General features: G+C 36.0%; 14 protein-coding genes. 3 read left to right on the forward strand and 11 right to left on the reverse strand.

The features are described from left to right. Window positions 1–7 precede the first annotated feature (7 nt). The 6 genes from EHW90_RS07180 to EHW90_RS13810 form a co-directional block, all read right to left on the reverse strand. Window positions 8–631, reverse strand: coding sequence for a hypothetical protein (locus EHW90_RS07180; RefSeq protein WP_243113936.1), 624 nt, complete (start codon window positions 629–631; stop codon window positions 8–10). A 294-nt stretch (window positions 632–925) separates the two neighbouring features. Next, the gene (locus tag EHW90_RS07185) at window positions 926–1,747 is read right to left on the reverse strand and encodes a 4Fe-4S binding protein (RefSeq protein ID WP_124952180.1); all 822 of its coding nucleotides are present in this window, start codon (window positions 1,745–1,747) and stop codon (window positions 926–928) included. A 451-nt stretch (window positions 1,748–2,198) separates the two neighbouring features. Beyond that, window positions 2,199–2,798: a peptide chain release factor H gene (gene prfH / locus EHW90_RS07195; protein WP_124952181.1), complete on the reverse strand. Its 600-nt coding sequence runs from the start codon at window positions 2,796–2,798 to the stop codon at window positions 2,199–2,201. Continuing rightward, entirely contained in the window at window positions 2,795–3,895 is a 1,101-nt protein-coding gene (locus EHW90_RS07200) for an RtcB family protein (RefSeq protein ID WP_207667046.1), read from the reverse strand. Before EHW90_RS07200 ends, prfH begins: the two co-directional genes overlap by 4 nt. 253 nt (window positions 3,896–4,148) lie before the next feature. After that, a complete protein-coding gene (locus EHW90_RS13630) occupies window positions 4,149–4,277 on the reverse strand; it encodes a hypothetical protein (protein ID WP_009445331.1) in 129 nt (42 codons plus the stop codon). 43 nt (window positions 4,278–4,320) lie between these two features. After that, window positions 4,321–4,470 carry a putative ABC transporter permease gene (locus EHW90_RS13810; RefSeq protein ID WP_408610031.1) on the reverse strand — a complete coding sequence of 50 codons (150 nt, stop codon included), beginning with the start codon at window positions 4,468–4,470 and terminating at the stop codon, window positions 4,321–4,323. A 223-nt stretch (window positions 4,471–4,693) separates the two neighbouring features. Between EHW90_RS13810 and EHW90_RS07215 the strand changes: the two genes are divergently transcribed. From EHW90_RS07215 to EHW90_RS07225, 3 genes are all read left to right on the forward strand, one after another. Next, on the forward strand, window positions 4,694–5,458 hold the full coding sequence (locus tag EHW90_RS07215; RefSeq protein WP_009445330.1) for a CPBP family intramembrane glutamic endopeptidase: 765 nt from the start codon (window positions 4,694–4,696) through the stop codon (window positions 5,456–5,458). A gap of 144 nt (window positions 5,459–5,602) precedes the next feature. Next, window positions 5,603–5,875 (forward strand): type II toxin-antitoxin system Phd/YefM family antitoxin, encoded by a 273-nt coding sequence (locus EHW90_RS07220; protein ID WP_083820685.1) that lies wholly within the window; start codon window positions 5,603–5,605, stop codon window positions 5,873–5,875. Next, window positions 5,862–6,059 carry a type II toxin-antitoxin system RelE/ParE family toxin gene (locus EHW90_RS07225; protein WP_009445328.1) on the forward strand — a complete coding sequence of 66 codons (198 nt, stop codon included), beginning with the start codon at window positions 5,862–5,864 and terminating at the stop codon, window positions 6,057–6,059. Before EHW90_RS07220 ends, EHW90_RS07225 begins: the two co-directional genes overlap by 14 nt. A gap of 16 nt (window positions 6,060–6,075) precedes the next feature. On the opposite strand, the gene EHW90_RS07230 is transcribed toward EHW90_RS07225, so the two are convergent. The 5 genes from EHW90_RS07230 to EHW90_RS07250 all read right to left on the reverse strand — a co-directional run bounded on the left by EHW90_RS07230 (window position 6,076) and on the right by EHW90_RS07250 (window position 10,516). Then, window positions 6,076–6,453 carry a type II toxin-antitoxin system death-on-curing family toxin gene (locus tag EHW90_RS07230; RefSeq protein ID WP_060932081.1) on the reverse strand — a complete coding sequence of 126 codons (378 nt, stop codon included), beginning with the start codon at window positions 6,451–6,453 and terminating at the stop codon, window positions 6,076–6,078. Further along, window positions 6,450–6,692 (reverse strand): type II toxin-antitoxin system Phd/YefM family antitoxin, encoded by a 243-nt coding sequence (locus EHW90_RS07235; RefSeq protein ID WP_060932080.1) that lies wholly within the window; start codon window positions 6,690–6,692, stop codon window positions 6,450–6,452. The genes EHW90_RS07230 and EHW90_RS07235 overlap by 4 nt, the downstream gene beginning before the upstream one ends. Before the next feature lie 127 nt (window positions 6,693–6,819). Then, complete coding sequence (locus EHW90_RS07240; protein ID WP_124952183.1) at window positions 6,820–7,059, reverse strand: hypothetical protein; 240 nt, start codon at window positions 7,057–7,059, stop codon at window positions 6,820–6,822. An 816-nt stretch (window positions 7,060–7,875) separates the two neighbouring features. After that, window positions 7,876–9,165, reverse strand: a complete 1,290-nt coding sequence (locus EHW90_RS07245) for an IS110 family RNA-guided transposase (protein ID WP_124952184.1) — start codon at window positions 9,163–9,165, stop codon at window positions 7,876–7,878. Window positions 9,166–9,310: 145 nt separating this feature from the next. After that, window positions 9,311–10,516: a glycoside hydrolase family 88 protein gene (locus EHW90_RS07250; protein ID WP_124952185.1), complete on the reverse strand. Its 1,206-nt coding sequence runs from the start codon at window positions 10,514–10,516 to the stop codon at window positions 9,311–9,313. Between the last annotated feature and the right edge of the window lie 17 nt (window positions 10,517–10,533).

Here is a 10,533-nt window from a genome sequence, read left to right on the forward strand (position 1 = left end):
ATACCCCCTATATTCTTTCATTTATTATTGTATAAAGAAGAATAACAGCAATGACAAATGTACATGTATCAATGCTATAAAGTTCTTTTATATTAAAGTATTTTTTCTTTACTATCAAAAAATCTTCCTTCATTTTCATACCGTTGATAACAGCATCCGGTTTTAATACATTAGACGAAAAATCAAAGTTATCGATTACCGAATAATTATTTTTTATTATCTCCATATACAGGCAAAAGATAATTCTGGAGTAATCAATCAAATTTCTTGTTGAAAGATTTCTTGAATTTTTTATTGTCAAAGCCTTCTCATAATACTTTGCGGCTCGCGGCGTATCTTCTTTTACCTGACTGTTTTTTTTAGCTTTAGGAACTTTTGCAATATTATTACCGACAACATAGGCTATACCTTTTGTATACGCCTCAATAAGCTTGTCAAAACTCTTCCCTGTTTTTATTGTAACCTTCTCAAAGTAATCACAAACCTTTTCTGAAAGTACTTCTTTTGAAACCTTATCCTCTTTAATAACAGAAAATGACAAATATTCCCCTACTAAAGCTTTTTTCAGCATTTCAAATGTATAATCGTCAAAACTGCCGAGCGTTTCAACCACAAAATCAATATATTCCAAAGCTTCACCTCTCTCTCATCATATGTATTCACATAACCTGTTTTTTACTTGCTATAGCCCATTATATTCCAAAACCCTTATAATATCTATTTAAAATGCAAAAAACACCTCGTTACGAGATGCTTTTTTACTGTTTTAGATTTTTTTATAATTCCATACTTTATAAAATCCGACTTTAATACCTGTACTGCTATAAATTACTTTTGTATTAAAGCTGAGTATATCTACTACCGAATTTTTATTAAGTACTTGTCTGACCGTGGATATAAAAGTTATAAACTTTCCGGTTTTTTTTTAAAGTGCATCCTTCGGGCAATTCTTGACACATTCCATACACAGAATACATTCTGTGCCGTTTGCTCTCTTCCGTGAATTATCGGTAACATCAACATTCATCGGACAGATTCTCTTGCATTTACCGCAGTCAATACACCTGTCCTTATCACACCTTATCCGTAACAGCGAAAAATAGCTCATCGGTTTCAGGAATATTGTAATCGGGCAGATATATTTACAAAATGCCCTATTATCCTTAAAATAAAACGCTAAAGCTATACCTATCCCATAATAAGCCAAATTTCCAACAATAAACGCCCAAAACATAATTCGTCCAAGGTTTCCGACCTTCGCCAGAAACATTGCTGCAACAAACATCAGAGACGATACAAAAGTGATGTAGCGAATCCATCCTATTTTCCTTCTCGGCTGTTTAGGCACCTTGTAGGGAAGAAAGTCAAGCACCATCGCCGTCCAACAGGCATATCCGCACCATCCTCTTCCGAACAGCAACGGACCGAATATTTTTGCTACCGCATAATGTATCGTTGCCGCTTCAAAAACGCCTGTGAAAAGATAATACCAGAACCCTTCTATCTGCATATTTTCATTGCGAATCAGTCCCAGATAAAAGAGCATATACAAACCTACCAGTAGCTGGACGATCCGACGGGCGTGCTTATACTTTCTAATAAACAAAAATACACCAAATGATATAGAGATTCCAATATAGCTGAAGTTGAAAAGGTAGAATATATTATCCTTCGTCAGCCACAGCACAACTGCTACCGTTTCAAATATCACCGGCATCATTATAATCGGCCAATATTTTTTTAACATTAAATCACCTTCCAATATCCGTTTTCCTTGCTTTTCATTATGTTTGTTATAAGATTATATATTCCTCCATAGATGTCTGAGGAATCTATAACATGATCACCTGCATTTATAATATTAAGTATGGCACATAAGTTGGTCTCCTAAGCTGATGATTTTTCAGTATGCAGTAAATCTCTTGTTTTTGTCAAGTACAGTCATATTCACCATTTCTTCATTTGTCAATTCAATGTTGAAAAATAAAATTACAGCAGTATTGTTATTTTGTTTATATAGATATTGATATTCTCTTATCCCAAAATTACATCAACACAACTTATCAGGATGGGCATACGCAAATCTTACAATAAGGCACTTGTTCTACCGGCATCTTAGCCGGTAGAACCTCTCATTTTAATTTGTACTAAATCTTGACATAGGAGTATTCTTCTTCATTCATAATGTCACCTCAAGTTTATTTTTTTAGCCTAAATCTTTCACCCTCATATACTCTTATCGGATTTCCTCTAACTATCTCGGTATGTTTACTCCATGCATTGTTCTTACTTTGTTCAATTTGGGAAGTATTCTTGTTTTTTAAAACAATGGCAAGTTTTCTAAGGGCATCCTTCTTATTCATAAGCTGACTTCTTTCCCTTGTTGAACTTATCCTTATTCCTGTAGGAATATGAATAACCCTCACTCCGGTTTCCACCTTGTTTACATTTTGACCTCCCGGTCCACTTGCATGAAATTTCTCCACTATAATATCCGCTTCAGAGAAGTTATCATCTACATTAACTGTTTCCGGAATAATACTAATATCCACAAACCAATTCTTTCTTTTATGCTCAGGCCTATAGCGACTTTTACAGATCCAAAGCATGGTACCTTCAAGATATGATAAATCTTCATCAGATGAGAGCATCACTGAGTAAAAAGTTTCTTTTCTCTCACCCTCTACATAACTTAAAATCTCTAAAGACTGAAATTCCCTCATTAAAGCTTTACATATACCAAATACAGCCCTCTGACATTCCACCGGACCCATACCTGCACTTATTTGTAAAATCATTTTCTGTCCCCTCCCTTATAATTAAATATAGGAGTAAGAACATTTTCCACCTCTACGGTATCTTTTATGACTTCTTTTATATAGTCTATTCCTCTATATGCAAAAGGTGCTTCATCCAAAGTATCCTTACTTATACAGCTTGTATAGATACCCTTCATTTCTTTTTTGAACTCGGAAACCGTATGTGAAGAATTTACTTCTCCTCTTGAAAGTACTCTTCCGCTTCCATGCGGTGCCGAATTATTCCATTCTTCGTTTCCAAGTCCTCTTCCAAGTAAAACACCTTCCTTCATATTTATGGGAATTATTACCTTTTCATCCAACTTCGCTGAAATGGCACCCTTTCTTAATATAGACTGATTTCCTGAAAAATCCACATAATTATGAGAACATGAAATTTCCTCAATTACCTTCCACTTCATCTTTTTTATAATCTCAGCAGCAATTATTTTTCTGTTTAATATTGCATACTCTTCAACTATTTTTAGATCATGCAGATAATCTTCCATCAAATATCCGCTAAGGTAGGTCATTTCAAAGGGAATATCATTTATACCTTTTCCTTTCAGCTCATCCTGTCCGGCTTTCATATAGTACTCAGCCACTTCTTTTCCAAGATGTCTGCTTCCCGTATGTACTATAAGATAAACTTCTCCGTTCTTTGCTACATCCAGCTCAATAAAATGATTTCCACCACCTAAAGTACAAAGACTGAGCAACGCTTTTTCAGATCTTATATGTGAAAAGCATTTAAGATTATTTAATTCAATTCTGTATGCATATGCATGTACATCTTTTCTTAAAGCAAATCCTACCGGAACATTATCTCTGATTACGGTATCCAGCTTCATAAAATCATTTCTTATTTTACCAAGTTTTACCGCAAGCATACCGCAACCGATATCTATTCCCACTAAAGATGGTAAAATCTTTTTTCCCACAGTCATTGTAAGACCTATAGGACCTACCTTTCCCGGGTGAACATCAGGCATTACCCTAATCTTTGCTCCCTGTGATACTTCATTATCACAAATCATTTTCACCTGAGACTTTGCCACTTCTTCCACCATGGACTTTTCCATAGTTTCATCACACATAATATACGCCTGTGCGTATTTTCCATTTAATTGTATCAAAATAAAAACCTCTGTTTTCTTCTGTTTCAAAGGCTTTATCGTTCATTCTCTAATAAAAAAGTTTTAGAATAATAGACAGCGAACAACTATGCCTCTGTAGTTTATAGTTCCACTTATTGTATTATTCATTGTATTCCTCATAGTCATTCTCCTTTCGATCGCTATTATTTATTTTAACTTTATAATTATATCATAGCATTTTTAAAAACACATCTTAACTTTCTTCTACATATATCTTTCGTGAAAATAACGCAACTATTATTGAAACCACACCAAAGATAAGTTCTACAAATATCAAAGGTACATGAAATCCGTTTAATATAACTATTAAAGTATCCGCCACAAAATGAATCAAAAGTGCAGCAATAAATAAATATCTTTTCCCATTAACACTTGACCATATTTCTTATCGACGTCAAAAGTGCTATTAATATAATTCCTCCAAAACCATAAATCGGCAAATATGGACTGAATAAAAAACCACTATTTACATATCCGACATGTGTTTCCAAAAGTCCTACCGGTACTTCATAAATCTATCCGAGAAATGCACATGCCATAAACATAAGAAAGATATCTCTAAGTATTTTTAATTTCATGTATTATCATCCTCCTCTTTTTTATATTGTATTCAAAAATTTCATTTATTTTATACATTGATTTTTCACATATATAGTATATATTATTTTTGGCACCAAATGTTCAAGCAAATATTCTTGCTTTAGAAATATATTATATAGAAGAAAGAGAGATATAAAAATGAATTTTTTAGAAAAAATCAGACCGAAAGAAAAGCTTAAGTATTTGAGATGGTTTGATATCCTTATTGTTACCTGTATTATGTTCGGTATTTTTATAGTAACTTCAACCCAACTTTTTATCGGCTTACTTCAGTCTGACCCACAAGCCATACAGGATTCAGCGGAATCTATGGATATTACCTCAGACGGTGCGGCCTATACCGGAAATTTTACATTGCAGTCGATTCTTTTAATTATTGCATTACTATATTTACTTATCAGAAACTTTGATTTTAAACAGTTGAAAATAAGATTACATTGGTCTGTGATTATTTGGGTACCTGTTCTTTTTTCAATTATTGGACTCTTTGGTGACCTTGTTAGTACAGTGAGTGGAGAATACAACTATTTTGATCCTTCATTGTTTAAATACATAAATCCTATAGAAGCATTAAATAAATTTCTGGCACTTTCACCGTTTGCAATAGGATATGCTTTTTTAAACGGATTTTATGAAGAATTTTTCTTTCTGGGTCTTTTGACTTCTGTAAAGGATGAGCATAAATGGTACGCTCTGGCTTTTTCAACTTTAGTCAGAGTATCATTCCACACTTATCAAGGTCTTCTTTGGTCATTAGTAATAGGTGTTGTATATGGACTCTTCTACTATTTTATGTACAAGAAAGTAATAAAGAATCTTTTACCATTCTTTTTGATGCATGCAATGACTGATATGTTCGGTTCATCACTTATATATCTGCTTATAAACTGGAATTATCAATAAACAAAGATGAATCCGAAACGGAAAAAAGACTACTACTAAAAATGTGGTTCGCATAGGAAAACCTTCCGAACTTCTAAAAACTACCGCTGACCCTCTGGCTTACGCTATAGATGGGGTCAAAAGATATAATGAGGAGGTGGCATTATAATTAATATTCGCCCTGTATCTGATCTCATAAATAAATTTTTGGAGATTGAAGAGACTGTTGTTAATTCCAATTCACCTGTTTTCCTTACTAAAAACTGTTATGGAACGATGGTTATCATGAGTGTTGAACAATACTCTGCACTCACAGAAAACATCGAGCATAAACTGGATGAAGCAGATGAGACCGCAGAGAAATCCGACGTCCGTTATTCTTCTTCTCAGGTATTTGGAAGGGTAAGGAGTAGGATAAATGAGCATGAGAAAGTATAAGCTGTCATTTCTTCCGCTCTTTGAAGCTGACCTGATAGAGATTACAGACTACATCTCCAATCGCCTGAACAATCCGGAGGCAGCACTTAGATTAGTGGATGATATAGAAATAGCAATTAATAGTAGTTTAGAAACTAATACAATATATACCAATACCGGTGAAATCATTGGGTTCCATAATTGAAAGCCTGATGCTGTAATCAGACCTGATGATCAAGTATCCATTTCAACAGATCACCAAAAGAAAGGCCTCCCGCAGCAATTTTCAAAAATGTATCTGACAAATCATGCTGTGTATAGCTGAGTTCGATCTTGTTAAGCGCAAGAAAGACAAGCATGGCATGTGCCCCAATACGCTTATTTCCATCAACAAAGGCATGATTCTTTGTAAGTCCTATGCCAAGACGTGCAGCCTTTTGCTGAATGGACGGATATACATCTCTGTCACCAAATGACTGGAACGGTGCATAGAGAGCAGATTCAAGTAGTCCCTCGTCTCGGACTCCTTCAGCACCTCCTGTTTCTGCTATCAGCTGAGCATGTAGAAGAATGACCTGTTCCTTGGAGAGAATAATCATTTGGCAAGCACCTCATACGCCTCGCGGTTCTTTTCAATGAGACGCTTTGACAGCGCAAGAATATCTTCATCAGATGCAGACTGTTCTCTCTGTGCCTGATTAAACTCAATCAAAAGGTACCGTGGAGAATTGTTTTTAAGAATAACTACTGAACCTTTCTCATCGACCATACGAGCTATACGGGAAAAGTTCTGATTTGCTTCCGTGATAGAAACCAGATTTTCAGTATTTACATTCATTTATAGAACCTCCTGTCTATTTGATGATTTTATTATATCTTATAAATAGGTTGATTTCAACCTATTTTAACCCGTAAAAAAGGCTCCTCACCACCGGAAACAACTCAATCTATTGACTGGAGTGTTTTTAATTATTGTGTGAATAAAAATCTATAATTGGTACTTTTTTATCTATCAAATAATTTCCGATTCCCAACTCTAACTCCCCAACTGAACGATTACTAAGAATTTCAGAAGTCATAGGAAATATCATTACAAAAGATTTATCCCATGCCTCACCTACCTCTTCAACTAATACAGTAGAACTTATTGGCCGTCCTTCTCTTGTCTTTCTATCAAAATTAATATCAAAACTTTTAGCAACCACACCTACATGCCCCTTTGTAGTAAATTTTATCCAGACTATATCAGATGGATTGCTAAGATTAAACTTTTTTTTATAATATCATTACTTGTAATCCCATTTCACATATTTCTGTTTTCTACAATCATATATAGGAGCATTCCATTTTAGTCCCATAGTCAAATTTCCATTATCTATAATTGTATGGATTGTATTATCTAATACAAAAGGTTCAAATCTTACATTCTTTTCACAGTACCCATTTGCAGTTCTTAGTAGTTCAATGAATTCATTTACATATGAGAATACTTTACAAATTTGAGCAGGCGAAAGATTTGACTGTTTTCTTGCCTCGTCGTTTCTTAATGTATCACCATAATATTTATGTACTCCTCGAAACTTTTTTCACCCCTCTCCATATAATCAAGTGTTTTTTTAATAAATTCAATACTTTTTGATACCTGTCATTGAATAGAACTAAGGTTATGGAGTGATCTTTACCTCATACAGGGCAGATATATAGTAATAATGGGTGCACCAAATAAAACGTCATCACTATTCGTTCTAAATGGCCTCGATGTGTACCCATCCCTATATGGCAGCTCACCTCTCATGTCCAACAGGATTATCCTCCTTACGGTGGGTCCTCACTTCCTTCGTTCTGCCTGTCCATAACCAGGGTGCCAGCTTAGCTATTCATCAGGGTCATGCCCTTTGGAGAAAATTCCTGCCGGCTACCAGCTCATTCTTTGTACTTTCATCACTGATCCAAACACTACGATTACAGCACCTTTCGGTGGACGCTTCCTATAATCATTATGGTTGTTCTTTATTGCTCGGTTATGCAGCCTTTAACTGCTCTCCCGGACGTCGAATATCTTTCAACATCTTTGATGCATCATAACTGATTCCCTTGGTAAGGATCACATGGAATACTCTTATCAGCTTACATGCTACTGCTATCAGCGACTGCATCTTTTTCAATGGATTCTTTTCCCTGGTGGTATAATATCTGTGGATTTCTTTGAATTCTTCATTCTTTCCCACCACCGATATCGCTGCCTCAAAAAGTAGATATCTGAGACGCTTGCGTCCTCTTTTGCTTATCTTTGTTTTTCCGTCGTGCTTACCGGAACTATCTGCCACCAGTTCCAATCCTGCAAGTTTCTGAAGTTCTTTCGTGCTATCAAAGCGCGTGATATCACCAACTTCTGCTATGAAACCAGCTACGGTTGTTATTCCTATACCTTTTATTTCAAGCAGCTTATCCGCATACCTGACCTGTTGGCACAGTTCTTTGATCAGGTCATTGACCCGTTCAAGGCGTTTTGTCTGGAGTTCATAATCCTCTATCAGATCCTGTATCTCCATCCGAGCTTCTGTAAGACCTGCTTTTAATCCTATGCTTTTCATGGCTGCATTCAGAATCAGCATAGCCTTCTTATGCCCATTTCCTCGGAGTTTAGCGTCTTTCCATATCTTTATGATACCTTCCACTCCTAGTCTTACTATCTCCTCAGGAGTTGGTGCCTGTTTTAACACCAGCAGCCCTCCCTTGGCATCTATGTGTGTATAAATCCCCTTATATTCCGGGAAATACACTGCAACCCACTTCTGCAGACGGTTCTTCGCCCTTGTCTGTTCTTCTACAAGCACAAACCGGCGGTTTGACGCATTCCGCAGTTCTGCATATACACCTGTCGGCATATATGAATAAAAATATCGTCCATCCCTTACAAGCCCTGCAATAACACGTGGATCTTTTCTGTCATTTTTAGACGGACTATTGTCATCTAATTCTTTGGTCTTATGCACATGGTGCGGATTTACCATCACAAACTTTATGTTCTTTTCACCCATGAACTGCCCAAGATCAAACCAGTAGTGACCGGTTGGCTCTATTCCTACCAGTGCCTCTTTAAGTTCATTTTTCTGCATCAGTTCCACAACCGAATTGTAAAAGCTGTTGAATCCCTCCATAGAGTTTGAAAACGCTACAGGCTTTCTGGTAAGTTCTATGCCTCTCCAGTTAAAAGCTCTGAAATAATGCTTTTCACTTCCAACATCAATGCCGACAATCATTGTTGTTTCTTTTACTTGTTCAATCTTCTTATTTTGTGTAGAATTCATTTGTAGATACCTTCCTTATTCTGCTCATTTGCTAACTGGCCGGTCAGCAATGACAGTTTAACTTAGGTATCTATTTTTGTAAAATCATTTACTTTCTACACTTTGAATTATACAGGAAGCTATTAAAGTACAAAAGTCAATGTTATTACCAATACATTTTCCAATCAGGTCTTGAAAGTCTTGTAAGAGCCTCCATAAAGAAATAATCTCCCCAAATCACACACTCGTCTACTCCGCTGTTTTTACAGGTATTATAAGGTGTTTTCTTTGCATATGTTCCATGTAAAAGCTGACCGTTTGATATACTCTTATCTTTAACCTGATAATTCTTTATAAGAGAATACATGATTTTCTTTGCAACCGAAGTATAGTAGGCTCTGCTTTCTTCATCCAGATATTTACTCATTTCCAAAAATCCGCATACAGCTATTGCAGCTGATGATGAGTCTCTTGGCTGTTCATTTTCATCTCCGTCACCAAAACTTAGATCCCAATATGGACAAAGATCTTTAGGCAGATGCTTTAAAAAATACTTTGATACTCTCTCAAAATATTTTATATATTCCTTATCTCCTGTATTCTTATAGGCAATGGCAGTTCCGTAAATTCCCCATGCCTGTCCTCTTGCCCATGCGCTGGCATCCTTATATCCTTGGCAGGTTGCGCCGTGAGAAAATTCTCCGGTATCAGGATCAAAGAATATCGTATGCCAGGTAGAATCATCATCTCTTATTATATACTTCATTGTAGTAATTATATGGTTTTTGGCAATCTCGGCATAATGCTCATCCTTTGTCAATTCACTTGCCCGGTAGAGTAGCGGCACATTCAACATACAGTCTATTATAAGTCTGGCATTATCTCTTGCCCACATTTCTCCCCATGCCTGTATATACTTACCTTCAGGACGATATCTGCTGCAAAGCTGATCTGCCGCCTTTATTGCCGCCTCCTTTGCATTTTCATAAGAAATCAGGCTGTAAGCTGCCACACAGGAAGGTATGTAAAGAAATCCCATATCATGGTGATCTATATAATGTCTTATATTTATTCTCTCTAAAAAAGAATCCACCTGTTTTTTTCCTGCTGTTTCAAATAATTCTTTGTCCTTCTCATTCTTTGCATTTTCATAGGAAAGCCACACTTCTCCTGTCCAAAAACCGCTTGTCCAGTCGGTATTAATACCCGGTGTATAAAAATTTCCCTCACTGTTTGCAGCCGGAAAATGCTCTTCAAATGCAGGTAAATTATTCTTTACCTGTTCCATGCACATATCAAGAGCCTCACTAATCATACTGTCTGTGGCTTCCGGGTATTTTTCCAATAAATCAATATCAATCCATTTATCCACTTAACTAATCTCCTTTT

The organism is Lachnoanaerobaculum orale (genome assembly GCF_003862485.1).
Taxonomy (GTDB): domain Bacteria; phylum Bacillota; class Clostridia; order Lachnospirales; family Lachnospiraceae; genus Lachnoanaerobaculum; species Lachnoanaerobaculum orale.

What these genes read in the sequence shown, in the direction of transcription:
- EHW90_RS07200 (WP_207667046.1), bottom strand. Translation starts at nt 3,895, where the DNA reads ATGTGTGATGAAACTATGGAAAAGTCCATGGTGGAAGAAGTGGCAAAG.
- EHW90_RS07230 (WP_060932081.1), bottom strand. Translation starts at nt 6,453, where the DNA reads ATGATTATTCTCTCCAAGGAACAGGTCATTCTTCTACATGCTCAGCTG.
- EHW90_RS07235 (WP_060932080.1), bottom strand. Translation starts at nt 6,692, where the DNA reads ATGAATGTAAATACTGAAAATCTGGTTTCTATCACGGAAGCAAATCAG.
- EHW90_RS07245 (WP_124952184.1), bottom strand. Translation starts at nt 9,165, where the DNA reads ATGAATTCTACACAAAATAAGAAGATTGAACAAGTAAAAGAAACAACA.
- EHW90_RS07215 (WP_009445330.1), top strand. Translation starts at nt 4,694, where the DNA reads ATGAATTTTTTAGAAAAAATCAGACCGAAAGAAAAGCTTAAGTATTTG.
- EHW90_RS07225 (WP_009445328.1), top strand. Translation starts at nt 5,862, where the DNA reads ATGAGAAAGTATAAGCTGTCATTTCTTCCGCTCTTTGAAGCTGACCTG.
- EHW90_RS07185 (WP_124952180.1), bottom strand. Translation starts at nt 1,747, where the DNA reads ATGTTAAAAAAATATTGGCCGATTATAATGATGCCGGTGATATTTGAA.
- prfH (WP_124952181.1), bottom strand. Translation starts at nt 2,798, where the DNA reads ATGATTTTACAAATAAGTGCAGGTATGGGTCCGGTGGAATGTCAGAGG.